The organism is Flavobacterium sp. (assembly GCF_039595935.1).
Classification (GTDB): Bacteria; Bacteroidota; Bacteroidia; order Flavobacteriales; family Flavobacteriaceae; genus Flavobacterium.
In genome coordinates, this window is record NZ_JBCNKR010000006.1 from 102,577 (window position 1) to 127,418 (window position 24,842).

At 33.3% G+C, this 24,842-nt stretch carries 19 protein-coding genes and 2 pseudogenes; 10 read left to right on the forward strand and 11 right to left on the reverse strand.

What is annotated here, in order from left to right; all coding sequences use genetic code 11:
- Nucleotides 1-51: 51 nt before the first annotated feature.
- Together ABDW27_RS10195 and ABDW27_RS10200 are read right to left on the reverse strand one after the other, a co-directional pair.
- A complete protein-coding gene (locus tag ABDW27_RS10195) occupies nucleotides 52-681 on the reverse strand; it encodes a response regulator transcription factor (RefSeq protein WP_239452955.1) in 630 nt (209 codons plus the stop codon).
- Nucleotides 671-2,683, reverse strand: a complete 2,013-nt coding sequence (locus ABDW27_RS10200) for an ATP-binding protein (RefSeq protein WP_343695799.1) — start codon at nucleotides 2,681-2,683, stop codon at nucleotides 671-673. The genes ABDW27_RS10195 and ABDW27_RS10200 overlap by 11 nt, the downstream gene beginning before the upstream one ends.
- Before the next feature lie 167 nt (nucleotides 2,684-2,850).
- On the opposite strand from ABDW27_RS10200, the gene ABDW27_RS10205 reads away from it, so the two are divergent.
- Nucleotides 2,851-3,252, forward strand: a complete 402-nt coding sequence (locus ABDW27_RS10205) for a hypothetical protein (protein ID WP_129746542.1) — start codon at nucleotides 2,851-2,853, stop codon at nucleotides 3,250-3,252.
- 71 nt (nucleotides 3,253-3,323) lie between these two features.
- Here ABDW27_RS10205 and ABDW27_RS10210 read toward each other — a convergent pair whose 3' ends face one another.
- From ABDW27_RS10210 to leuS, 4 genes are all read right to left on the reverse strand, one after another.
- Nucleotides 3,324-3,920, reverse strand: coding sequence for a hypothetical protein (locus ABDW27_RS10210; protein WP_343695800.1), 597 nt, complete (start codon nucleotides 3,918-3,920; stop codon nucleotides 3,324-3,326).
- Nucleotides 3,907-4,380 (reverse strand): sigma-70 family RNA polymerase sigma factor, encoded by a 474-nt coding sequence (locus tag ABDW27_RS10215; RefSeq protein WP_343695801.1) that lies wholly within the window; start codon nucleotides 4,378-4,380, stop codon nucleotides 3,907-3,909. Before ABDW27_RS10215 ends, ABDW27_RS10210 begins: the two co-directional genes overlap by 14 nt.
- A gap of 1 nt (nucleotide 4,381) precedes the next feature.
- Nucleotides 4,382-5,230 (reverse strand): alpha/beta hydrolase, encoded by an 849-nt coding sequence (locus tag ABDW27_RS10220; RefSeq protein ID WP_343695802.1) that lies wholly within the window; start codon nucleotides 5,228-5,230, stop codon nucleotides 4,382-4,384.
- Between the two features lie 495 nt (nucleotides 5,231-5,725).
- Nucleotides 5,726-8,590 carry a leucine--tRNA ligase gene (leuS, locus tag ABDW27_RS10225; RefSeq protein ID WP_343695803.1) on the reverse strand — a complete coding sequence of 955 codons (2,865 nt, stop codon included), beginning with the start codon at nucleotides 8,588-8,590 and terminating at the stop codon, nucleotides 5,726-5,728.
- Nucleotides 8,591-9,033: 443 nt separating this feature from the next.
- On the opposite strand from leuS, the gene ABDW27_RS10230 reads away from it, so the two are divergent.
- The 5 genes from ABDW27_RS10230 (at nucleotide 9,034) to ABDW27_RS10250 (ending at nucleotide 12,414) form a co-directional block, all read left to right on the forward strand.
- Complete coding sequence (locus tag ABDW27_RS10230) at nucleotides 9,034-9,909, forward strand: permease-like cell division protein FtsX (RefSeq protein WP_091494704.1); 876 nt, start codon at nucleotides 9,034-9,036, stop codon at nucleotides 9,907-9,909.
- Nucleotides 9,910-10,007: 98 nt separating this feature from the next.
- A complete protein-coding gene (locus tag ABDW27_RS10235; protein ID WP_343698127.1) occupies nucleotides 10,008-10,262 on the forward strand; it encodes a DUF3098 domain-containing protein in 255 nt (84 codons plus the stop codon).
- An 87-nt stretch (nucleotides 10,263-10,349) separates the two neighbouring features.
- Nucleotides 10,350-11,147: an undecaprenyl-diphosphate phosphatase gene (locus tag ABDW27_RS10240; protein ID WP_343695804.1), complete on the forward strand. Its 798-nt coding sequence runs from the start codon at nucleotides 10,350-10,352 to the stop codon at nucleotides 11,145-11,147.
- Nucleotides 11,147-11,842, forward strand: a complete 696-nt coding sequence (gene truB / locus ABDW27_RS10245) for a tRNA pseudouridine(55) synthase TruB (RefSeq protein ID WP_343695805.1) — start codon at nucleotides 11,147-11,149, stop codon at nucleotides 11,840-11,842. The genes ABDW27_RS10240 and truB overlap by 1 nt, the downstream gene beginning before the upstream one ends.
- 8 nt (nucleotides 11,843-11,850) lie before the next feature.
- Nucleotides 11,851-12,414, forward strand: a complete 564-nt coding sequence (locus ABDW27_RS10250) for a hypothetical protein (RefSeq protein ID WP_343695806.1) — start codon at nucleotides 11,851-11,853, stop codon at nucleotides 12,412-12,414.
- 346 nt (nucleotides 12,415-12,760) lie between these two features.
- Here the strand turns inward: ABDW27_RS10250 and ABDW27_RS10255 are convergent, their stop codons facing one another.
- On the reverse strand, nucleotides 12,761-13,378 hold the full coding sequence (locus ABDW27_RS10255) for a thioredoxin family protein (RefSeq protein ID WP_343695807.1): 618 nt from the start codon (nucleotides 13,376-13,378) through the stop codon (nucleotides 12,761-12,763).
- A gap of 194 nt (nucleotides 13,379-13,572) precedes the next feature.
- Between ABDW27_RS10255 and pyrH the strand changes: the two genes are divergently transcribed.
- The 3 genes from pyrH (at nucleotide 13,573) to ABDW27_RS10270 (ending at nucleotide 17,538) form a co-directional block, all read left to right on the forward strand.
- Nucleotides 13,573-14,280: a UMP kinase gene (gene pyrH, locus ABDW27_RS10260; RefSeq protein WP_008465141.1), complete on the forward strand. Its 708-nt coding sequence runs from the start codon at nucleotides 13,573-13,575 to the stop codon at nucleotides 14,278-14,280.
- 78 nt (nucleotides 14,281-14,358) lie between these two features.
- On the forward strand, nucleotides 14,359-14,922 hold the full coding sequence (frr, locus tag ABDW27_RS10265; protein WP_008465142.1) for a ribosome recycling factor: 564 nt from the start codon (nucleotides 14,359-14,361) through the stop codon (nucleotides 14,920-14,922).
- Nucleotides 14,923-15,042: 120 nt separating this feature from the next.
- The gene (locus ABDW27_RS10270; protein WP_343695808.1) at nucleotides 15,043-17,538 is read left to right on the forward strand and encodes a DUF5686 family protein; all 2,496 of its coding nucleotides are present in this window, start codon (nucleotides 15,043-15,045) and stop codon (nucleotides 17,536-17,538) included.
- Between the two features lie 344 nt (nucleotides 17,539-17,882).
- On the opposite strand, the pseudogene ABDW27_RS10275 reads toward ABDW27_RS10270, so the two are convergent.
- The 4 genes and pseudogenes from ABDW27_RS10275 to ABDW27_RS10290 form a co-directional block, all read right to left on the reverse strand.
- Nucleotides 17,883-20,153: pseudogene (locus ABDW27_RS10275) on the reverse strand (cation:proton antiporter).
- Between the two features lie 113 nt (nucleotides 20,154-20,266).
- Complete coding sequence (locus ABDW27_RS10280; RefSeq protein ID WP_008465146.1) at nucleotides 20,267-20,986, reverse strand: response regulator transcription factor; 720 nt, start codon at nucleotides 20,984-20,986, stop codon at nucleotides 20,267-20,269.
- Nucleotides 20,949-21,711, reverse strand: a pseudogene (locus ABDW27_RS10285) (histidine kinase). Before ABDW27_RS10285 ends, ABDW27_RS10280 begins: the two are co-directional and overlap by 38 nt.
- A gap of 113 nt (nucleotides 21,712-21,824) precedes the next feature.
- Nucleotides 21,825-22,154, reverse strand: a complete 330-nt coding sequence (locus tag ABDW27_RS10290) for a multidrug efflux SMR transporter (protein WP_343695809.1) — start codon at nucleotides 22,152-22,154, stop codon at nucleotides 21,825-21,827.
- Nucleotides 22,155-22,334: 180 nt separating this feature from the next.
- On the opposite strand from ABDW27_RS10290, the gene ABDW27_RS10295 reads away from it, so the two are divergent.
- Nucleotides 22,335-24,701 (forward strand): MMPL family transporter, encoded by a 2,367-nt coding sequence (locus ABDW27_RS10295; RefSeq protein ID WP_343695810.1) that lies wholly within the window; start codon nucleotides 22,335-22,337, stop codon nucleotides 24,699-24,701.
- The last annotated feature ends 141 nt before the right edge of the window (nucleotides 24,702-24,842 follow it).

Below are 24,842 nucleotides of genomic sequence, written 5' to 3' on the forward strand. Positions count from 1 at the left end.
GTGAACCATTTTAACAAAATGCCATTTTGACATCATTTCAGCACTTTTGACTTAATTCAGCATGTTGTTTTTAAGCAGAAAAGCAATTAACTCTGCCACATTTTTCATTTTGTACTTCTGAAGAATATTACGTCGGTGGGTTTGAACGGTTAAAAAACTCAAAAACAAATCATCAGCGATTTCTTGAGTAGATTTTCCTTGCGAAAGCAATAAAGCAATATCACGCTCTCTTCTGCTCAGACCCGGAATTCTTTCTAAATCTTCAGACAATGGCTGGCTAATTATGGTTTTCACTTCTTCACTAAAGACGATTTCGCCATCAATAGCTTTGTAAATGCATTCTTTAAACTCATCAAAAGAAGCATTTTTGAGTATATATCCGTTTCCTCCATTCTGGATAAACTGCATCACCAAACTTCTTTCAGACTGGCTGCTCATACCAATAATTACAATTTTAGGATGCTTCTGTTTGATAGTTTTACACAGATCAACTCCGTTTATTACAGGCAAGAAAATATCCATTAAAATCAAATCAACTTTATTGTCTTCGATATAATCTAAAAGCGCAATTCCAGATTCAAATTTTTCTACAATTTCTATATTGTCTAAATCCGAAAGCAAACCTGAGATTCCAGAAATCACAATTGGATGATCGTCTACTATCACTGTTTTATACTTCATAATCATGATTTGGGTTATATTTTAATTCGATATAAGTTGAAGTCCCTTTGCCAATCACAGAATCAATTTCCAGTTTTCCATTTAAAAAAGCCACACGGTTTTTTATATTCCGCAAGCCCATTCCATCTCTTTTTTCTGCATGTTCAACATTAAAACCAATTCCGTTGTCTTCTACCGTAATAAAAAACACATCTTTATTCTGCGAACAGGAAACCAGAATTTGTGATGCTTTGGCATATTTTAAAGCATTATTCAGAAGTTCTTGAATGATTCTGAAAATCATAATTTTAAAATGCTGAGGCAAAGTTGTCTTTTTATTTAAATACTGAAATTCTATTGCTGTTTCAGCTGTTGAATGTGAAGCGCATAAATCTCGAAGCGCATGCTCAAGTCCAAGTTTCATCAAACTTTCTGGCATTAAATTCTGAGAGATATTACGAAGTTCTTTGATCGAATCATTCAATAAACCATTAATATTCGGAGCATTCTCCTTATTCTCACGATCGGCAAGATTCAAATGCATTTTAAGTCCAGAAAGCATACTTCCGAGTCCGTCGTGAAGATCTCTTGCAATTCTTTTTCTTTCAATTTCTTCTCCTTCAATCAAAGCATTTGAAACAGATAATTTCTGCTGATTCTCTAATGCTTCAAGTTCCTGCTTATGATTTACTTCCTTTTGAAAACTTATTTTTTTCTGATAATTATTCCAGCTCCACAAAAACAAAACCGTCAAAAACAAAACAAACGAAAGCACCGCAAAAAGCATCATATTCAAGCGATTATTGTTAACCTGCAAAACCGCTTTTTCATTTTCTGATTGCAACAAGCCAATTTTCTTTTCACTTTCCGCTTTTTTATACTTTGCCTCAAGCTCTACAATTTCGCTTTTCAATTTGGCGTCATTAAGACTGTCGTTAATTACATTGTATTTATTCGAATAATAATACGCTTTCGGATATTCTTTTGTCGCATTATACACTTTAGACAGCTCTTTATAGTAATTCTTTTTATCTACAATAAAAGGTGTTTTTTCTATGAGGTATTCCAGATTGCTTTTCGCTTTATCGTAATTTTTCAGTTTGAAAAGCACTTCATATTCTGCAAATTTCAATCTGTTTACCGCAATGGCATTCTGATGGCTTTCTGCCGATTTTATTCCTTTTTCAAAACTTACCAATGCTTCATTGTGTTTATTTTGCTTAGCATAATAAATCCCTTCTGAATAAAAATAAGAATCGTTTAAGTTTGATGTGGGGTATTTTTCTAAAGTTGCATAAGCTTTGTCTAGAATTTCTTTGGCGTCGTAAAAATGTTTCAGCTCAACTAAATTTTCGGCATTTATAATATAGGTTTCCATCTTAGACTCTGCTAAAGTTGCCGATTTCTTAGTAGCACTTTCGATGTATTTCTGAGCTTGATCTAGATATTCCGCTGCTTTTTCTCGTTCATCATTATTCATAAAAATAATGGCAACTGCTTTATTTAATGCACTGATCAATTCGTAATCGCCACTTTTTTTAGCAATCGGAATCGCTTCATTTACCAGCAATTTCATATAAGCGTTTTCATTATTCTTTCGCTGCTGCATAATACCATAATTCTGAAGTATTACGGCACGAAGTTTATAGGCTTCTTTATTTCGGTATTTTTTGAGTTTAGTATTGGCTTCAAGCAAAGCTTTTTCAAAACCCTCCAAATCACCTTTTTCTATAAAACTGTAGGCATTATAAAAAATAGAAGCATCTTTTAGAAAAGGAAATTTGACTTTGAGCTTATTCGCCTGTTCCAAATATTCTTTGGATTTTTTTGCATCCTGAGCCATTAAAAAAAGTTTTGATAATCTAAAACTATTCAAACTTTTGACACTATCGGATTTTGTGTTTTTTGTGATTTTAACAATACTGTCAATATAAACAGTGTCATCATCTAATGAAAGAATTACTTGTGAATTGGAAATTGCAGTAAAAAACAAAAAAAATAATAAGGCGTAGAGTTTCTTCATAAATGTGGCATTTACCCAAAGTTATTAAAGCTTAACGACTTTCAAAAAGAAATTGCTTGCATTTACCTGATATCAGGTAATAAAAAATACACTTTATCAGGTATTGCCGTCCCGTAAGTAAGGGTCTAATTTTGTTATGAATCAGATTATTAATTAAAAGACATATTATGAAATCAATTTTGAAAACCTTAGCAATTGTAATGACTCTTGCTTTTACAGCAGTTTCTTGCAGCAGCGATAATGACGATAACAACTCAGCTCCAGCATCAAGAGATGTAAAATATGAAATTACTGGAAATTATACTGGACAACTTGATGTAACCTACATGGAAAAAAGCGGCGCTCCGCTTATTGAAGATGTGCCTTCATTACCATGGACTAAAGAATTTACTGCCGATGCAGATTCTGATGGCGCGTTGGTACACACAAGTGGTTACGGAGGAGTTGCTGGACAAACTGTGACAGCTAAAGTTTATGTGGGAGGAAAAGTAGTTTCTGAGTTAACAGGAAAAGCAGATAGCGAAGGAATCATTGTTGTACATCCTAAAACATATATTTTTCCCAGATAAATCTTACTTTAAAATTTTAGATTTTTGTTTTTGGTAAAAGAAAGCTTCGCAATTGCGAAGCTTCTTTTTTTTTATGATTCCAACTGATTGTTGACTTCCTCAAATTTTTCAATCAGACTATTAATTTTTTCTTGCTGTTTTTTGGTTTGTTTTGGATGGATATACAACCAATTAAACAACATCCATAACAATGTTATTCCATAAGTTAAAATCGCCATCCAAGCTGTCATCCTGCTTGCATATTCATACATATACAAACAAATTCCAACTGTTAACAAAACAAAATACAAAGTCATTAGTTTTGTCTGCATGAAGTTTTGTTTCTTTTTAATTAAAATTAAGTTTTGCAAATACTCCTGATTGGTTTGATTTGCTTCTATATTTTTATAATTGCCTAATAATTTGTTGTAGACCATTAAATAAATCACCATTGCCAAAATCACCAGAACAATTCCGATTTTAGTCGAAATAAATTGCGGCTGATAATAAAACCAAACAAAAGCAATGAAGGCGCTGGTTCCTAAAAGCAGAATGTTCGTAAGCCATAAACAACGCAGTCCAGTTTTTTTAAACTTATTTATTCGTGCCAGCAAATCGGTTATATCTGGCTGACTTACGGATTGTTTTTTCCATAAATCTTTAAAATCTATATTATTATCGTTGTCCATTTTCTTTAAATTTTTGAGTCAGTTTTTCTTTAATTCTATGAATTTTCACTCTAACATTTGCTTCAGAAAGACCTACAATTTTAGCAATTTCATTTTGTTTGATATCTTCTAACTCTAACGAAATTATAATACGATCTGTTTCTGGAAGCTCAGCGATACATTTATACAAGAATTGAATCTGCGGTTCTAATGAGGTTTGTTTTTCTTCTGAAAGATGAATTGGCAATTCTGATTTTGGAAAACGTTTTTGTTTTTCTATCTGCCTCAGACAATTATTGGAAGCAATTCTAAAAATCCAGGTCCCAATAGCCGATTCATTCCTAAAAGTCTCCAGCTTTTGCCAGACAATTATAAAAGTTTCTTGCGTTAAATCCTGAGCGGCGTCATAATCATTTACAAATCCCATGCAAAGCCTAAAAATTCTGTCCCAATATGTTTTGTAGATTTCCTCGAATTCCATTTTAAGATTTTATAAAATTGTTTAACTGCTCCATGTACCAAGCCGTATCATCGTACATAATAAAATGCAGACCATTTGTGGCGTACTGAAAATTAGCCGTTTTTAAATTTTTATACTGACCTTCAATTGCTGGTTTTAAATTTATAAAATAAGATTCTAATAAAATTAATGCAGGACATGTAATCTGTGAGATTTTTTCTCTTAAATCAACATTGAAAAAGTCACAATACATTTGCCCAAAAGTTGTTCTGTCTGATTTCACACTCCAATCTACCACCATATCCAGCTTAGATGCATCGGCTAAAAGTCTAGGCATTGTCTTTTTTTGCATATCATAAAACTGATCGTTTGTCATTCCTGTCATTTGATTTACAGTTGAAGAACAATCATTGTTTATTTTAGATTTAAAAGTGGGATCATTTAAAGCTGCCAGACAAGGAAGCGCATCAACAACCACAATTTTACTAACCAAATCTGGATAATCTGCCGCGATGGCAAGCGCAAGTCCACCTCCCATACTATGACCAATTAAAATTGGCTTTTCAATATTATTTTCTTTGATATAATTGGCAATTCCGTTTTTCCAATTTTCAAAAGATGCATTTGGTTGCGCTTTTCTTCCTGCAAAACCAGCCATTGTAAGCGTATAACAAGTAAATTTATTTTCGAATGCGGCTTTAGTTTCATTCCAAACATCTCCAGAAGATGCAAAGCCAGGAATAAATATAATAGATTGATCTCCATTTCCTGTTTTTAAAACTTCAAACGGAAATTGTTTGGTCTGTCCGAAAACATTTAAACATAATGCTGAGAATAAGAATGCGATAATTAAGATGATATACTTTTTCATTTTTAATAATTTTAAGTTGTTAAAATTCTAATAGCAATAAATTGTTAATTAAATCGGATCCATGCTTTTGATACTACAACTATTAAAATGTTACAAAAGTTTTTAAATTTTTAATGAATCCCGACAGCTATCGGGGACCAAACTCCAATGTTGGTGCGGGTTTTTAACCGCAAAGTGCGCGATTTTTTTTGCCACAAAGGCGCTAGGTCGCAAAGTTTTTCTCTTAGTTTGTCTTCTAAAGGAGGAACGGTATGCATTGTCAATCTGAGCGAAGTCGAAGACCACGCTAGAAGCTCCGCAATCAAAATCGTCAATCTTTGTAGAGTTACTTGTATGGTCTTCGACTTCGCTCAGACTGAAAAACTATAAGCTTTTCGAAATAAAATTTGTGGAAATTCGTGTAATTTGTGGCAAAAAACAAAGCACAAAAAAAAAAATCCCAAACCCCAATCGTAAAATTGGAATTTGGAATTTTTATATTGAAAATTAATTTGGTTATCCTACCAAATTGATAATTTTTCCAGGAACGATAATCACTTTATTCGGCGTTCTTCCGTCTAAGTGTTTTTGAGTTCTTTCGTCTTTCATAACGATTTCTTCGATTTGTTCTTTAGTTAAATCCAAAGGTAATTCAATTGTGAAACGCATTTTTCCGTTGAACGAAACTGGATATTCTTTATTAGTTTCAACTAAATGTTTTTCGTCAAAAATTGGGAAAGCCACTTCTGAAATTGAAGTTGTATGTCCTAATTTTGACCATAATTCTTCTGCAATGTGAGGCGCGTATGGCGAAACCAAAATTGCTAATGGTTCTAAAATCGCTCTTGAATGACAGTTTTGAGAAGACAATTCGTTTACACAAATCATGAACTGAGAAACCGAAGTATTGAAAGAGAAATTCTCGATATCTTCTGCTACTTTTTTGATTGTTTTATGCAATGATTTCAAGTTGTCTTTTGTTGGTTCGTCGTTGTTTACGATTAAACCGTTATCATCAAAATACAATCTCCATAGTTTTTTCAAGAAACCAAATACACCAGAAATTCCGGCAGTATTCCAAGGTTTTGCCTGCTCTAACGGACCTAAGAACATTTCGTATAAACGTAATGTATCTGCTCCATATTCATCACAAATATCATCTGGAGTTACAACATTGTATTTCGATTTAGACATTTTTTCGACTTCGCGACCAACAATATATTTTCCATTATCATCTAGAATGAATTCAGCATCAGCATAATCCTCTCTCCAAGCTTTGAATTTTTCTACATTTAATTCATCAGAAGAATTTACCATTGAAACATCTGCATGAATGGGCTGTACTTTTTGATCTCCAATTTTATTTTTAGACACAAAAGTATTTGTTCCTTCTAATCTATAAACAAAAGCACTAGTCCCCAAAATCATTCCCTGATTGATCAGTTTTTTGAACGGTTCTTCAGTTGGAGCAAAACCTTTGTCTTTTAAGAATTTGTTCCAAAAACGAGAATACAATAAGTGACCTGTCGCGTGCTCGCTTCCTCCAATATATAAATCTACATTTTCCCAATAAGCCAAAGCCTCTTTGCTTGCAAATTCATTTTCATTGTGTGCATCCATATAACGCATCCAATACCATGAACTTCCTGCCCAACCTGGCATTGTGTTTAATTCTAAAGGAAAGACTGAAACATTGTCAACTAAATCTGTATTGACAACTTTGTTTTGTTTAGTATCCCAAGCCCAAACTGCTGCATTTCCTAATGGTGGCAAACCGTCTTCTGTTGGTAAATATTTCTCTACTTCTGGTAAAATAATTGGCAAATGCTGTGTGTCAATCATTTTAGGTAATCCATTTACATAATAAACCGGGAATGGCTCACCCCAATAACGCTGACGAGAGAAAACAGCATCACGCAAACGGTAATTTGTTTTACCAGTTCCCTGTCCGATTTCTTCTAATTTAGCAATTGCTTTTTTAGTTCCTTCTTTATAATTTAATCCGTTTAAGAAATCAGAATTTGCGATTTCAACGTTGTCTTTTGATCCGTAAGCCGCTTCAGAAATATCAACATTTGCAAAAATGTTTTTAATTTCCTGCATTCCGTTTTGACCTTTAAAGAAATTAGCAAAAGCGTAATCTCTTTCGTCTCCGCAAGGAACCGCCATTACAGCACCTGTTCCGTAACCTGCTAAAACGTAATCTCCAATCCAAACCGGAATTGGTTCTTTTGTAAATGGGTGTTCAGCATAAGCTCCTGTAAATACTCCAGAAATAGTTTTCACATCAGCCATACGCTCACGCTCAGAACGTTTTGCTGTTTTTTCGATATACGCTTCAACTTCTGCTTTTTGTTCTGGAGTTGTAATTTTTGCCACCAAATCGTGTTCTGGAGCCAAAGTCATAAAAGTTACTCCAAAAATAGTATCAGGACGAGTAGTGAAAACTTCGATTACTTCATTATGATCTTTCACATTAAAAGTTACCAAAGCCCCAACCGATTTTCCGATCCAATTTCTTTGTGATTCTTTGATTGACTCACTCCAATCGATATCATTTAGACCTTCAAGCAAGCGTTCGGCATAAGCAGAAATTCGCATACTCCATTGTGTCATTTTTTTTCTTATAACAGGGAAGCCTCCACGTTCTGAAACTCCGTTTACAATTTCGTCATTTGCCAAAACAGTTCCTAAGCCTGGACACCAGTTTACTTCGGTTTCTGCCAAATACGTCATTCTGTATTGCAACAAGATTTTTTCTTTTTGATCTTCAGAATAAGATTTCCATTCGTCAGCAGTAAAAATCGCTACATTGTCATCGCAAACTGCTTCAACCAATGCATTTCCACTTTCTTCAAAAACAGTTACAAGCTCTGAAATATCAAAAGCTTTTCCTTGTTTTCTGCAATACCAAGAATTGAATAATTGGATAAAAATCCATTGTGTATGTTTGTAATAATCTGGATTTGACGTACGCACTTCACGAGCCCAGTCAAATGAGAATCCGATTTTATCTAATTGTTTTCTGTAACCCGCAATTTGTTTTCCTTCCTTATCTACTCCACCGTCAATATTTACACGTGTTGTATCTTCAGGACGTTGTCCCGTCTGAATCGCATACTGTTCTGCAGGTAATCCGAAACTATCGTAACCCATTGGATGCAAAACATTGAAACCTTGATGTCTTTTGAAACGAGAATACACATCTGAAGCAATATAACCCAGTGGATGCCCTACGTGTAATCCTGCTCCAGACGGATAAGGAAACATGTCGAGAACATAATGTTTCGGCTTTTCAGAGTTGTTTTTTGCTGCGAAAGTTTGACTTTCTGCCCAATATTTTTGCCATTTGGCTTCAATTTCGTTTGGATTGTACTTCATTTCTAAGTGACTAAGATTCTAAGTTACTAAGGTTCTAAGCTTTTCACTAAATTAATTTAGCCGCAAATTTACATTTATTGTGCATTGTAGCAAAGCTATTTCATTGGCAAACAAATAAAATAATGAATTACTTGTTTAGGGTTAAGTAAAAACACGAATTATTACGATTAAAAATATGTACTTAGATTCCTTTTTTGCCACAGATTAAAGAATTTAAGCAGACTTAAAAAATCAATTTTTAATCTTTTTAATCTGTGGCAAACTTTTTACTTTGCGGACCTTAAGCAAAACTTTACGTTCTTTGCTTTAATTATTCATGTAACACTTTGCATCAAATAAAACTTCTTTTCTATATTTAAATCGTACTTTTAAGTATAAAAGTTTGTTATTAACTTTAAATAAAGAAATTGTTTATTATTTTTACCACATAATTTAAGCACAGTATGAGTTCTAACTTTGATAAATTTCAAAAACGCAGGTTAATTTCCTCTTATTTTTCGGTAGTATTAAGTGTATTCTTGGTTTTATTCCTATTGGGAGTACTAGGATTATTCATTATTAATTCTAAACAATTGGCAGACGATTTTAAAGAAAAAATCGCCATGACAGTTTTCTTCAAAAATGAAGCGAATGACAGTATTATCAAAGCATTTAATACCGAACTTAAAAGAGCACCTTTTGCTAAATCTTTTGTTTACGTAAGTAAAGAAAAAGCAGCAAAAGAACATACTGATATTATTGGAGAAGATTTCCTTACATTTTTGGGAGAAAATCCTTTATTGAATTCATACGACATTCACTTAAAAGCAGATTATGTAGAAAGAGACAGTATCGTTAAGATTGAAAGCAACTTTCGCAAAAATGCAATGGTTTCAGATATTGTTTACGACAAACAATTGGTAAATCTGGTAAATGACAATATCAGAAAAGTAAGTATGTGGATTTTGATTATCAGCGGTTTCTTGACAGTAATTGCGGTTTTATTAATCAATAGTTCACTACGTTTATCTATACATTCAAATCGTTTTATTATCAAAACCATGCAGATGGTTGGCGCTACAAAAGCATTTATCCGAAAACCTTTTGTAATGCGAAGCGTAAAACTGGGAATGCTTGGTGCTGGTTTAGCTATTATTGCTTTAATTGCACTTTTACTATATGTAGATACTAATTTCCCTGGTTTAGGAATTCTAGAAGACAAAATTTTAACTGGTTTGGTTTTGGTTGCTGTTTTCGGATTAGGAGTTCTAATTACTTGGGTAAGCACGCATTTTGCAACGCAACGTTTCTTGAATTTAAGAACTGACGATCTTTATTAATTTTAGATTGCAGATTTTAGATTGCAGATTTTAGATTGCAGATTTTAGATTTAAAAAAAATGCCTTCGAACTTCGCTCAGGCTGACAAACACATAAAAATGAAAAACAATAATAAAGAAGAACAACAAGTTCAAAAACAGGAATTCCTTTTTGACGCCATTAATTACAAAATCCTATTAATCGGAATTGCTGTAATTGCGCTAGGATTTATTTTAATGTCTGGTGGGGGAAGTAAAGATCCAAATGTTTTTAATGAAGACATTTTCAGCTTTAGACGTATTCGTTTAGCACCGACAACTGTTTTAATCGGTTTTGGAATCACGATTTATTCTATCTTCAAAAAATCTAAATAAATAGGTTTATAGATTTCCATTGGAATGCCCTTCGACTCCGCTCAGGGTGACAATTTGAAATCTAAAATCTGAAATCTACAATTCTAAATGAACACATTACAAGCTATTGTTCTTGCCATTATTGAAGGAATTACAGAATTTTTGCCTGTTTCTTCAACAGGACATATGATTATTGCTTCTTCTTTTTTCGGAATCGCACACGACGATTTCACTAAACTTTTTACCATTGTAATTCAGCTTGGTGCGATACTTTCGGTTGCAATCTTATACTTCAAACGTTTTTTTCAAACTTTTGATTTCTACTTTAAACTTTTAGTCGCTTTTATTCCTGCAGTTGTTTTAGGATTATTATTAAGTGATTTTATTGACGGTTTACTAGAAAATCCTGTTACAGTTGCTATTTCACTTCTAATTGGAGGTTTAATTTTATTGAAAGTAGACGAATGGTTTAATAAACCAAACGATCCAGAAGTTTCAACTGAAATTACCTATGCCAAAGCTTTAAAAATTGGTTTATTCCAATGTCTTGCTATGATTCCTGGAGTATCTCGAAGTGGTGCAAGTATTGTTGGAGGTATGGCGCAAAAACTGACTAGAACTTCTGCAGCAGAATTTTCATTTTTCTTAGCGGTTCCAACTATGTTGGGGGCAACTGCAAAAAAATGTTATGACTATTACAAAGCGGGTTTTGAACTGTCTCACGACCAAGTAAACATGTTGGTTATTGGTAATATTGTTGCTTTTATTGTAGCATTATTAGCAATTAAAACTTTCATCGGATTTTTGACTAAAAACGGATTTAAAGTTTTTGGCTACTACCGAATCATTGCAGGAATCATTTTATTATTGATTCACTTTTTCATTCATCCGCTTACTATTATATAATGACACCCGAAGAATATTTAGAAGGGCAGGTTTTATTGATTGACAAACCTTTAAAATGGAGTTCGTTTCAAGCTGTCAACAAATTAAAATACCTTTTAATTAATAAAGTCGGACTTCCTAAAAAGTTCAAAATTGGCCACGCAGGAACTTTAGATCCTTTGGCAACAGGTCTTTTATTGATCTGCACTGGAAAATTCACTAAAAAGATTTCTGAACTTCAAGGTCAGGCAAAAGAATATACGGGAACGTTTTATATCGGCGCTACTACTCCATCGTATGATTTGGAAACTGAAATCGATCAGACTTTTCCAACTGGGCATATTGATGAAGCTTTAATTCATGAAACGGTAAAGCAATTTTTAGGCGAAATTGATCAGAAACCGCCCATTTTTTCTGCAATTAAAAAAGACGGAGTCCGTTTGTACGAACATGCGCGTGCAGGAGAATCTATAGAAATTGAAAGCCGAAAAACTACTATTCACGAATTTGAAATTACAAGAATTGCATTACCAGAAGTCGATTTTAGAGTAGTTTGCTCTAAAGGAACTTATATTCGTTCTCTTGCTTTTGATTTTGGAAAAGCCATGAATTCTGGTTCACATTTAACTGTTTTACGCCGAACTAAAATTGGCGATTACGATGTGAAAAATGCGATTGATATTACTTTATTTGAAGAAGAACTCCTGAAAAAATAAAACCTTGTATGAAGAGAATTTTACTGACTATTGCATTTATTACCTTTTTTAATTCATTTATACATAGCCAGGTAACTAAATTCACATACGCACAATTTGACTTTGCTGTTTCTATAACGGGAAACCCTAATAACACAGACGATTCATATCACGGTACAGAATCAACATCCACAAATGCTTTTCTTGTCCCAAATGGATTAGGTTCAAAAATTGGGTACGGAGTTCACTATAAAAAATGGCTCACATTAGGTTTTCACAGTGGTATTGACTATAAATGGGATGACAAACTTGTAGCTGTTCCAGTATTTTTAAATCTTGGTTTAAGTCCAAAAGTAGGACCCGAAACCAGAATTATGCTTCAAGCTGGATACGGAAAAGGTTTTGCTTTGGGTCGCGGTAATTTAAATGGGGCATATAAAAGGGCAAAACTCGGCATTGGCTCTGATGATTTTATTATTTTTGCAGAAATCTGTGATTATGATTTTCCACTTCATAATCAAAAAAGTATTGGCATGATTTCTTTTGGAGTAACATTAACAGATTTCTTTCATTACAACTCTCAAGAAGATTAATTATTCCTCTAAAAGCAAAAAAGCACATTACATTGTTTGAAAAGTAATGTGCCAGACTCCTAAAACAAGTAATGTTGTTCCATACTCATCTCAAATTAATAGTGAGGCACATTTTTCCCTCCAAACAAAAATTTAGAAAAGAAATCATAAAACCTTTCGAATAACTTTTTCATAATAGTGTATTTTTTAATTGTTAAACATTAAATAAACACCAATAAAAAGAGTAAATCTGAAAGTTATAATAGAAGTGGGTAAGCTTCACTAAGTTACGAAATTCTATTGAAGTCAAAAAGACTTTAAGACAATTTTATCAACAAATCACCTGTTTATCAACACATTAATCCGATTAAAGGCGATTATACTTAATATTTTCCATGATTTCAACCAATTCTTCTTGAACAGAAATTCCTTTATCTGCTAAATACCATAATTGAAGATCTGTTTTTATTTTTTCGTCGATAGCGCCAACTTCTCTTTTATGTTTTTCCATTAATTCGGTTGCTCCTTTTGGTCTTGGCCCCCAATCGGCACGTACAATTCCTGCTTCTTTACAAATCACGATTACTTTTGGAATTGCTCTTCCGCCATTGGTTAAATAATGGCTCATTAAATCGTCATTTTCATCGCGCAATGCAATTCTCAAATCGATTCTTTTATTAGAAGCCAAAGCCATTTTATTTAAAATTGGAAGAATCTGCGCCGCATCGCCACACCAACCTTCTGAAAGCACCAGCCAGATATAATGATTGTCTAGGTGTTGAAGTTTCTCTGCAATAGCATCTGAAATAGTGATCGTTTTTTCCAGCCTGTTCATTCTGGCTTCATTCAATTTGGAATAATTGGTAAGGCTTTCAGATTGTTCATTACCCGTAGATTTTCCTTCGGTCAATAAATCGGTTACTAATTTTCTGTATTCAGCATAAGAATGACTATTGAACAATGCTTTGGCTACGATGCTTTTCATATTTATTTCATTTTTAGTATACAATAAAAATACAAATTTTAGAAAGACTGAGAAAATGACATTTGTCACATTTCAAATTAAATAACTGCAAAGCCGTTTTAAACCTAAAATTGAAGCAAGAATTAATTTTTTGCAAACATTATTTTTAAAAATCAGAATATGTCTATATTTGCACAAATTAACGCAACACACACATGAAATATAAAAGAATTCTTCTTAAACTTAGCGGCGAGGCCCTAATGGGTGATTTACAATACGGTATTGACCCGAAAAGATTAGGCGAATATGCAGATGAAATCAAGCAGATTCACGACAAAGGAGTAGAAATTGCTATTGTTATTGGAGGAGGAAATATTTTTAGAGGCGTTGCCGGGGCAAGCTCAGGAATGGACAGAGTGCAAGGAGATTATATGGGAATGCTTGCAACTGTTATTAACGGAATGGCTTTGCAAGGCGCACTTGAAGATAAAGGAATGAAAACTCGTTTGCAAACTGCTTTAAAAATGGAATCTATTGCAGAACCATATATCAAAAGAAGAGCTGACCGTCACCTTGAAAAAGGAAGAATTGTAATTTTTGGTGCTGGAACTGGAAATCCATATTTTACAACAGACACTGCTGCAGTTTTAAGAGGTATCGAAATTAATGCTGACGTTATTCTAAAAGGAACTCGCGTTGATGGTGTTTACGATTCTGATCCAGAAAAAAATGCTTCGGCAGTAAAATTTGATTTTATTTCGTTTGACGATGTGATCAAAAAAGGATTGAATGTAATGGATACCACTGCATTTACATTAAGCCAAGAAAACAAATTGCCAATCGTTGTTTTTGATATGAATAAAATCGGAAACCTTTTGAAAATCTGCGAAGGCGAAAACATCGGAACTGTAGTAAATATATAGTCATCAGTAACAGTTTTACAGTCGCACAATAAGACTTTAACTGAAAACTGAGAATGAAAACTGAAAACTAAAAAAACAATGACTGAAGAAATAGACTTTATTTTAGAAAGTACTGAGGAATCAATGAATGGTACTATTGCACACTTAGAGAAAGAATTTCTTAATATTCGTGCAGGAAAAGCTTCTCCAGCTATGCTTGGAGGTGTTTTTGTAGATTATTATGGTTCTTCTACACCACTTTCTCAAGTATCTAAAATCAGCGTTCCAGATGCTAGAACAATTACATTACAGCCATTTGAAAAAAATATGCTTTCTGTTATTGAAAAAGCAATCTTAGTCGCTAACATTGGTTTTAACCCAATGAATAACGGAGACGTTATCATCATCAGTGTACCGCCTTTGACAGAAGAGCGTCGCCGTGATTTAGCAAAACAAGCAAAAGCTGAAGCTGAAGATGCTAAAATTGGTATCCGCAATTCTCGTAAAGATGCTAATACTGATATCAAAAAATTGGAAAAAGAAGGAACTTCAGAAGATATCTGCAAATCTGCAGAAGAAGAAGTTCAGAACTTAACAAATGCTTACATTAAAAAAATTGATGAGTTATTGGCTGCAAAAGAAGCTGAAATCATGAAAGTATAAATAAGTTTTGATTATAAAATAAAAAATCCGTCTGGTTTATTGCGCTAGACGGATTTTTTTATTGCTATTTTTGCATACGAAAATTAATTTCTTTTCGTTTTTGAAACTATATCATTCTGTATGAAGCTATTTTGTTTTTTGACTTTGTTTTTTACGCTTACTCTTCAGGCGCAAATTCAAATAAACGGAATCGTAACCGATTCAAACAACAAACCTCTTCCGTTTGCCACCATTACCACCTCAGAAAACAATAACACAATTACAGATGTTGACGGAAAATTTATTTTTAAAATCAGTTCTTCTGCGACATCACTTACAGTTTCTTATATAGGTTTTCAGTCGAAAACTATTGCTTTAATCAACAGCAAAACCTTTTATTCGATTTCACTTTTACAGCAGACCGATGATTTAAAAGAAGTAGTTGTTTCTAATGAAAACCCCGCCTTAACGATTATTAAAAAAGTTATTGCTAATAAATCGACAAACGATCCGCAGAAAAAGCTCAATAATTTTGAATATAAAACCTATAACAAACTTATCGTAACCGCCAATCCGGATTCAATTGACGGCCGTATTGACACAACAGCCGCTTATAAAGATTTAAACAAAAGAATCATAAACATTGATTCTTCTGATTATAAGTTTAAAGAAATTGTAAGCAAACAGCATTTATTTCAAACTGAGAAAGTTTCTCAATATCAGTTTGGAAATAACAAGCTAAAAGAAACGGTTTTAGGCACAAAAATCGCTGGCTTTAAACAGCCGATTTATGAAGTTCTGGCCTTCAACCTCCAATCTATTTCGATTTACGATCCTAAATACGAATTATTTGAAACCAAGTACGAAAATCCGATTTCTAAAAATGCTCCTTCAAGTTATAATTATAAATTATTAGACACCGTTAGCATAAGAGGCCGTGACACATACATGATTTATTTTAAAAACAAATCAAAACACAGAGCTTCTGGACTGGAAGGGGTTTTGTATATTGATAAAGAAAATTACGCTATCGCGAAAGCAGTAATGCGAATTAAAGGCGTTTTGGACATTAGCGGCATTCATGAATTTGAATATATTCCGAAAGAAAAAATCTGGTTTCAGAGCAACACTACTTTTAAAATCGTAAAAGGAAAAAATGACGACGATATTCGTATTCTTGGCGGTACGATTCAATTTGACGGAGATGTTGAAGAGAATTTAGAACGAAGAAAAAAAGTAGCTTCAGATTTCACCTATCTGCTTTCTGAAAGCAATAGTTTTGATATTCGAGTAAATACAGACACTCCAATAAAAAACCCTTCGCTTTATATCGAAATTAAAGACGATGCGGCCAAAAAACCTGAAAGTTTCTGGGAAGCATACCGCAAAGAAAATCTCGATTTAAAAAGCCAAAAAACCTATTTATTGCTCGACAGCCTTTCTGTTCGAAATAGAATTGAAAAACGTTTAGGAATTGGCCGAAAAATCATTAATGGTTTTTATCCGATTGGCCCTGTCGATTTGGATCTGAAAAAAATCATCAGTTATAATAATTATGAAGGTTTTCGTCTTGGTGTAGGCGGTATTACAAATGATCGTTTATCTAAATTTTTCCGTGTTGAAGGCTACGGCGCTTACGGAACAAAAGATGGTGTTTTTAAATATAGCGTCGGCGGAGGCGTTTTATTAGACAAACACACCAATACTTGGTTTAACGGTTATTATACTGACGATGTGCGAGAAATTGCAAGTACTGTTTTTTCTGTTGACAAACGTGTTTTTAAAATTTACGATCCGCGTCCGATAAATATTAGCACTTTTTATAAATATATAGGATGGCGTGCTAATGTTCAAACCAAATTTATTCCGAAAACCGAGGCTGTTCTAGAACTTTCAAGAAATTATATTGAACCAAAATTTGATTATCTTTTTAATCTAAATGGAAAACTGTACTCTAGCTATGTCATGACCACAGCAATGCTTTCTATTGTTTGGGCGCCATTTAGCAATTACATGCAGACACCGACTGGAAGAAATGAAAGTGATAAAAGATTTCCGAGGTTTACTTTTCAGTACACACAATCTCTGCCAAATGTGTTTGATAATGATTTTACGTTTAGCAAAATAGATTTTAAAGCCGAATACGAAAAACAATACTTAAACCGTCAGAAAACAAGTTTGCTTTTGCAGGGAGGATTGGCAATGGGAGATGTTCCGATTACGCATTTGTACAATACGGCGCCAAACAACTTAACTAAAGAAACTGTCGTTCAGCGTATCACATTTGCAGGTAGAAATGCTTTTGAAACGATGTTTTTTAATGAGTTTTTCTCTAGTCAATATTTGATGTTTCAAATTAAACATGGTTTTGATCGTCTTACGCTTTTCAAAAAAGTAAGACCATCACTGGTCTTGGTTACGAGAATGGCTTGGGGAAGCATGGAAAATCCAGAACAGCATGTTGGTCCAGCTTATAAAACACTTGATAAAGGTTATTTTGAATCGGGAATAGAATTGAACAAAATTTTTAAAGGTTTTGGTTTAGGCGGATTCTATAGATATGGACCAAATCAGTTAATGAGATTTGAAGATAATATTGCAGTTAAGATCTCTTATGTTCTTGATTTGGGGCTTTAGATTTTGATTGAGAATTTAACCGCAAAGTTCGAAAGGTTTTTCGCCAAGGTCGCTAAGGTTCTTAAAAAACAAATTTTAATGAGAGCCAAGCTCGAATTTTGACTTCTGAGCGAAATCGAAGGACAGTCCTTTACTCGATGACATAATTCACGAAATAAAATTCCGCTAGTAATCTGACGAACGAGGAATTTGTACGATTTATCGACAAAGTTTGCAGTTACGTAAAGAAATTCATTTAAGGAGATTCCTCGTTCCTCGGAATTACAAGTGAGCTCAAAAAAATCCCAAACCCCAATAAGTAAAATTGGAATTTGGGATTTTAATTTTTTGGAATTTCAAAAAGTTTATGGTTTAAGAATCAAAACTGATGGAGAATTATTTAGCCAAATACTTTGAGATTCTATTAGTTTTTTCCAGCTTTCTAAACTGATAATCATTAAATCTTGGCTTTCTAAAAATTCTTTCTTCAATGTTCTGTCATTCATAACCATGATATGATTTGGGGCAATCTGCTCAATAGAACGAATGGTTTCTTGAATTTCTCTAGTATTTTTCACTTCTCCACCAGCATCTAAAACTGTAATCTGAGAACCGTTGTTATTGATTAGTTTTTTAGCATAATCAATTAAAAAAGCATCTTCTTTATTAAAAACTGGTATAAAAACTTGATTGACTTCTTCTAAATTTTTGTCTATAAAAATTCCTACTGGCATTTTAGATTTCGCGATAATATGGCGTGTTCTTTCATCAAAAGGAGAATTCTCAAACAATCCTTCTTTTCCTGTAAACTTATCAATCAAACGATCTGGATTTACAATTCTGGTAGTAAAGCCTAATATTTTCCCTAGTAAAGTTCCGTCAAAAATAGACTGTCCTAAACCAACCAGAAGCAAATCATATTCTCCTTGATTTGCCGTGTCAATAATATCCGAATCAATATCATTAGAAACTTTAAACAAACTCACCACATTCTGATTCAAACGTTGTGATTCTTCAATTACGGGAACGAGCATTTTACGTTCATGTTCTTTAACATCAAAAGAATGTATTTCGGTACTTAAAGACAAATGCATTGCCGTTACAATCGAATTATCAGCTTGTTTTTTAACCAAACTGTTTGCAATTTTGAAGCAGTTTTTTTCCTCTTTCTGGAGTTGCAAACGAAAGCAGAATTTTGTATTTGCTTTTGGTTCCAATTTCTTCTGGAACGGCTGTGACTTTATCTTTAAAAATAAATCCGATAAAATCTAATGCTGGGCCTGTCATAAAAGTAGTTACCAAAGCCATAATGACCATCATCGTAAAAATTTCTGTTGACAATACTCCCAGATCGTAACCGATATTTAAAACCACCAATTCCATTAAACCTCTTGTGTTCATTAAGGCACCAATAGCCAAACTGTCTTTCCAGTTTTGCCCCATAAATTTGGCAGCCAAAGCACTTCCGAAGAATTTTCCGGCTACAGCTACGGCAATAATTAATCCTGTTATTTTCCATAAAGCCGGATCACTTCAATAATCCGATTTGGGTACGCAAACCTGTAAACACAAAGAACAATGGCAATAGCACAATAATTGAAACGTCTTCGACTTTTTCAATAAATATATTTCTGAACTTATTGTTTTCTGGCATAATTGCTCCAGCCAAAAATGCTCCAAACAAAGCGTGAATTCCGATTAATTCTGATGCATAAGCAGAAATTAAAAGTGTAATAAAGAAAATGGCAACTACAGGTTTATTCAAACTTTCGCGTGTTGAGTTCAAATCTCCTACTCTTTTTAAGAATGGACGAACGATTTTAAGCATGATAATTACATACAAAATCGCCATTCCAATTACGTATAACGAACTTAAAGCGAACCTGCTTTTACAATCGCAATAACAACTGCCAAAATACACCATGCCGTGATATCGTCTGCAGCGGCGCAAGTAATGGCAATAGTACCAAGTTTGGTTTTCTGCATACCTCGTTCTTGAACAATTCTCGCCAAAACGGGAAAAGCCGTAATACTCATGGCAATACCCATAAACAATCCGAAAGAAGAAAATTCTACCCCCATCGGAGCATAGATTTCGTAAATAAAATAAGCCAATGATAATCCTAAAGCAAACGGAATAACAATACTAGCATGACTGATAACAACTGCATCGTGTGCTTTATTTTTTAGGACTTTTAAATCCAGCTCCATTCCGATAACAAACATGAAAAGGATTAAACCGATTTGGCTTAAAAACTGTAAATTGCCTAAAGATTCTTTTGGAAATAAAGCTGCTGAAAATTCCGGAAAATACATTCCGACCAAAGATGGGCCTAAAACAATTCCGGCAATCATTTCGCCAATTACAGACGGCTGTCCTATTTTTCTAAAAAACCATCCAAATAAACGTGCGACTAAAATAATGGTAACAATCTGTGCCAATAAAATAGCCAAAGGATGCTGCAAGTTTTCGACCATAGAATGAAGAAAGTCTTTCCAATGGTTGCTTTCAACCTTTTCTTTACAATATTACGCCCTACTTCTAATGAGGCGCCTTTTGAAATTACCCAATATATCAGCGCTGTAAAACCGCCAATAATTGTTACGTAGAATAGAGAGTTCTTAATGTTATTCATAACTCGTTCTTTAAATTTATTGCAGCAAATATCAGAACTGAGTTTTAAGTGAAAAAGCAAATTTCCAGCTAATTTTCAATGTATGTAACAAGTCGGAAAAACTTTGTAATAAGTTATAATTTTACCTTTTTCAAAAAATCAGAACGATACGTTTCACTTAAAATTAAAGCTGTATTTTTATTAGTTTCTTCCAAATGATGAAGCACAATTTCATTATGATTAAAAAACTTTATTGCCTTCACCGCTACAATTTCTTTTTTATTGATTCGGCAGAAATCAGCATCGGGCAATTCGTTTAATAGCGTGTCGAATTTTACATTTTTTAAATTCAAAAAACTGCCATCAGTAAGCAGAACCGTTTTATCGCGACTATCGCTCGCAGCCGTTTTTATGTATTGAATTGTATTAAAATACAATAACGTTTTTCCTTTATCAGTGTTGAGCTGTATAAACTTTTTATCAGAATTTGATTTCTCAAAACGCTCAAAAGCCTTTGTGATGGCTTTTTGCAAACGTTCTAATTTTACAGGTTTTGTAATATAATCTACAGCATCTATATTAAACGCTTCAGCCGCATACTCTTTATAGGCCGTACAAAAAATCACCAATTTGTCCTGCAGTTTTTCTGCCAGATGCAACCCGTCAATTCCGGGCATTTCAATATCCGAAATCAGCAGATCAAAATCTAACTCACGAATATCAGACAAAAGTTTTTCAGGATTATTAAATGTTTTCACGATTTCCAATTCTGGAATTTGTTCGCAAAGCATTTTAAGATACGTTAATCCTGGAATCTCATCGTCCAGAAGCAAGCATTTCAGTTTTGTATTCAAGTAAATCAATTTTTAGATGAGCAATATAAACATCGTTTTCTATAAACTTATCGAGTTTAAAATTATTCTTATAAATAATGCGAAGACGGTGTTCAAGCGTTGCGTGTCCAAAACCGCTTCGTTCTTTTTTCAGTACTTTTTTATCTGAGATTTTATTGGAAACCGTCATAAAAAAAGCATTGTTTTTAAACTCAAAAACTACCGAAATAAAAGCATCTGCACTTTGAAGATCGGCATGTTTAAAAGCATTTTCAATTAAATCAATAGAAATTAAAGGCGCCAGCAAAGGCTGTTCGTACAGTTTGTCATCTTCATTGATATTAGTCTTTATCTTTGAGTTCAAAAAGCGGACTGATTTTAATTTTATTGATTTCGATTAAATTCATTGCAAAATCGATTTCCTCTTTTGCCGTTACAAACTTCTTTTTGCTTTCGTACAAAATATAATCCAAAACATTGGCCAGTTTATCCAAAGCAAAATAAGTCTGATACGCATGCGACTGAATCGAATTTAGAATATTCTTAAACAAATGCGGATTCAGTTTTGATTCCAAATTCTCCAATTGCAAATCGTTGACTTTTGACTCTAAGGCGTAAAAACTTTTTTCTGCATCTTCCTTAGCTTTTTTCGTTTGCATTAATTGATAAATCATGAAACAAATGATGACAATCAATAGTAAAAGAATCGCTAGAAATATAAAAGTTGTGGTATTGTTTTCCTGCATTGTTTAGAATGGTTAAGATTTTTTGCCACAGATTACAGAGATTATCACAGATTAAAAATAATTATTTAATGAAAAAATCCTTTAGATCTGTGTAATCTGTGGCATATATTTTATTAATGACTTGAAACGAATTTCAAACCAATAATTGATGCAATCAAAGTGGTAAGGAAAAATATTCTCCAAAAAGCTGCTGGTTCTTTAAAAATAAAAATTCCAACTAAAACAGTTCCTACTGCACCAATTCCTGTCCATACCGCATAAGCCGTTCCAATTGGTAAAGTCTGCGTTGCTTTATACAATAAAATCATACTGATTGAGAGGCATACAAAAAAACCAACCATCCAGTAAGTCGATACAATTCCGGTCGTTTCTTTTGCTTTTCCAAGACATGACGCAAATCCAACTTCAAAAAGTCCTGCAATAATCAATAAAATCCAATTCATTTTCTTTTCATTTTTAAATTAAATGCAAATATGAGAAAACCTAACGACTAAACTGTAAAAAGCAGGAAAATTATCACAATAAAAACAAAACAAATTTGTGTTAACATTTAGTAAAATACAATTGATTGTTTATGATTTTGAGCAGTTTTCACTACATTTGCAACCATTTTTAAAGATTTTATGAAAAACGCTATTCAAGTTGGATTTTGGGAGAAGTTGGCCCGAATTATACTTAAAAACAGAATAACAATTCTGATTATTCTTTCTGCTTTGACTATTTTCCTTGGTTACCAATGGAAAAACCTTGCTATGACTTATACTGAAGCAAACCTGCTTCCGAAAAATCATACTGCAAACAAAGACTATCAAAAATTTTTAGACAAATTTGGTGAAGAAGGAAATCTTGTGGTTATTGGTTTTAAAGATCCAAAATTCTTTACACCAAAAAATTACGCGGCTTGGAACGAGTTAATGACCGGTTTAAAAAAATCGAAAGAAGTTGATTTGGTTGTTTCTCTAAACGATTTGAAAAAACTTGAAAAAGATACTGTCAACGAAAAATTTGTTTTAGCACCTTTTATAGATCAAAGCAAAGTTTTAGACCCTGCTTATTTAAAAAGTGTACAATATGATTTGTTTCATAATTTACCTTTTTATGAAGGTCTTTTATTTAATAAAGAAAGCGGAAGTGTTCGTTCTGCCATTTATATCAATAAAAAACTGGTAAATACAGCCGAAAGAAAAACATTTATTCTTGAAAATCTGGTTCCGAAAATCGACAAATTCGAAAAAACAACCGGAATCGATCTTAAAGTTTCGGGAATGCCATACATCAGAACAATTAATGCGGCAGACATGAAAGGCGAAATTGGTCTTTTTATTGGTGCAGCTTTATTGACTGTTTCGTTGATTTTCTTTTTCTTTTTCCGTTCGTTCAGAGCAACTTTTATTTCAATCTGCATTTTGATTGTCGGCGTAATCTGGTCGTTTGGAACACTTGGATTATTTGGTTATAAAATCACAATTTTAACAGCCATTATTCCACCGCTGATTATCGTTATCGGAATTACAAACTGTATTTTCCTTATTAATAAATACCAGCAGGAAATTAAATTACATAACAATCAGGCAAAAGCGTTGCAGCGTGTTATTTCAAAAATTGGAGTTTCTACTTTAATGACAAATTTAACTACAGCAATTGGTTTTGCTACGTTTATGATTACCGGAAACGATTTGCTTTTTGAATTTGGTCTGGTAACTTCTATCAACGTGATTTCTGTTTATTTATTGACACTTTTTATCGTGCCGATTATTTACAGTTTTATGCCGCTGCCAAAAGAAAAACACTTATACCATTTAACGAAAACTTATATTTCGACTTTATTAAATGTTGTTGAAGATATAGTTAAAACGAAACGTAAATTCGTTTATATCGTTTACGGTTTACTTTTAGTTTTCAGTGTTATTGGGGTTGCACAAATGAAAGTTTCCGGAAGTTTAATTGGTGAAATGCCAAAAAGTGCTTCTTTCTTTAAAGACATTTTATTTTACGAAAAAGAATTTAACGGAGTTATGCCGCTTGAAATTATGATTGACACCAAAAAGAAAAAAGGTGTCATGAAAGCTTCGACAATTCGTAAAATGGACGAACTGCAAAATACGATTGCAGAAATTCCGGAATTGGCAAAACCGGTTTCGATCGTGAATTTGGTTAAATATTCTAAACAGGCTTTCTACAACGGAAATCCTGAATATTACCAATTGCCAACTTCGCAGGAGCAGACTTTTATTTTGAGTTATGCTAAAAATGCGACTAAAAACAGTAAAGAAAATTTAATGAAAGCATATGTGGATTCAACTGGACAATATGCAAGAATCACAACTTTCATGAAAGATATCGGAACGGATGAAATGGCGAAAGTGGAGAAAAAATTAAATGCAAAAATTGCTGAGATTTTCCCGAAAGATCGTTTTGAAGTTACCGTTACCGGAAAAGCTTTGGTTTTTCAAAAAGGAACTTCATACTTGGTTGACAACTTAATTGAGTCATTGATTTTCGCAATTTTAACAATTGCCGTTCTGATTTTGTATTTATTCCGTTCTTTCAAAATGGTAATGGCATCGGTAATTACAAATGTTTTACCACTTTGTATTACTTCCGGATTAATGGGTTATTTTGGAATTCCGTTAAAACCTTCGACGATTTTAGTATTTAGTATCGCGTTCGGAATCTCGGTTGATAATGCGATTCAGTTTATGGCGAAGTATCGACATGATTTGCTTCAAAGCGGCGGAAAAGTGAAGAAATCTGTTTTCAGTGCTTTAAGAGAAACCGGAATCAGTACTTTTTACACTTCGGTAGTTTTGATTTTAGGTTTTGCGACTTTCACGTTATCAAGCTTTAGCGGAACCATTGCACTTGGAGGTCTAATTTCTTGTACTTTGGCTTTTGCAATGTTTGCGAACTTGGTTGTATTGCCTTCGCTGGTTTTAACTTTTGAGAAGAAGAAGACTAAGAAAGAGGAATTGGAGAATTTGGAGAAATAAGTTTTTCAGACACTAATTTCACGAATTTTCACAAATTCTTTTTATACGCAACATTAAGTCTTTGCGAGGAACGAAGCAATCTCATTTGCTATATCAACCTTCATTTTTTATTTTAGTGAGGTTGCTTCGTTCCTCGCAATG

Bases quoted from the DNA above. Each gene is read 5' to 3' on its own strand.
- ABDW27_RS10195 (WP_239452955.1), bottom strand. From the start codon at position 681: ATGAAGTATAAAACAGTGATAGTAGACGATCATCCAATTGTGATTTCT.
- ABDW27_RS10200 (WP_343695799.1), bottom strand. From the start codon at position 2,683: ATGAAGAAACTCTACGCCTTATTATTTTTTTTGTTTTTTACTGCAATT.
- ABDW27_RS10205 (WP_129746542.1), top strand. From the start codon at position 2,851: ATGAAATCAATTTTGAAAACCTTAGCAATTGTAATGACTCTTGCTTTT.
- ABDW27_RS10210 (WP_343695800.1), bottom strand. From the start codon at position 3,920: ATGGACAACGATAATAATATAGATTTTAAAGATTTATGGAAAAAACAA.
- ABDW27_RS10215 (WP_343695801.1), bottom strand. From the start codon at position 4,380: ATGGAATTCGAGGAAATCTACAAAACATATTGGGACAGAATTTTTAGG.
- ABDW27_RS10220 (WP_343695802.1), bottom strand. From the start codon at position 5,230: ATGAAAAAGTATATCATCTTAATTATCGCATTCTTATTCTCAGCATTA.
- leuS (WP_343695803.1), bottom strand. From the start codon at position 8,590: ATGAAGTACAATCCAAACGAAATTGAAGCCAAATGGCAAAAATATTGG.
- ABDW27_RS10230 (WP_091494704.1), top strand. From the start codon at position 9,034: ATGAGTTCTAACTTTGATAAATTTCAAAAACGCAGGTTAATTTCCTCT.
- ABDW27_RS10235 (WP_343698127.1), top strand. From the start codon at position 10,008: ATGAAAAACAATAATAAAGAAGAACAACAAGTTCAAAAACAGGAATTC.
- ABDW27_RS10240 (WP_343695804.1), top strand. From the start codon at position 10,350: ATGAACACATTACAAGCTATTGTTCTTGCCATTATTGAAGGAATTACA.
- truB (WP_343695805.1), top strand. From the start codon at position 11,147: ATGACACCCGAAGAATATTTAGAAGGGCAGGTTTTATTGATTGACAAA.
- ABDW27_RS10250 (WP_343695806.1), top strand. From the start codon at position 11,851: ATGAAGAGAATTTTACTGACTATTGCATTTATTACCTTTTTTAATTCA.
- ABDW27_RS10255 (WP_343695807.1), bottom strand. From the start codon at position 13,378: ATGAAAAGCATCGTAGCCAAAGCATTGTTCAATAGTCATTCTTATGCT.
- pyrH (WP_008465141.1), top strand. From the start codon at position 13,573: ATGAAATATAAAAGAATTCTTCTTAAACTTAGCGGCGAGGCCCTAATG.
- frr (WP_008465142.1), top strand. From the start codon at position 14,359: ATGACTGAAGAAATAGACTTTATTTTAGAAAGTACTGAGGAATCAATG.
- ABDW27_RS10270 (WP_343695808.1), top strand. From the start codon at position 15,043: ATGAAGCTATTTTGTTTTTTGACTTTGTTTTTTACGCTTACTCTTCAG.
- ABDW27_RS10290 (WP_343695809.1), bottom strand. From the start codon at position 22,154: ATGAATTGGATTTTATTGATTATTGCAGGACTTTTTGAAGTTGGATTT.
- ABDW27_RS10295 (WP_343695810.1), top strand. From the start codon at position 22,335: ATGAAAAACGCTATTCAAGTTGGATTTTGGGAGAAGTTGGCCCGAATT.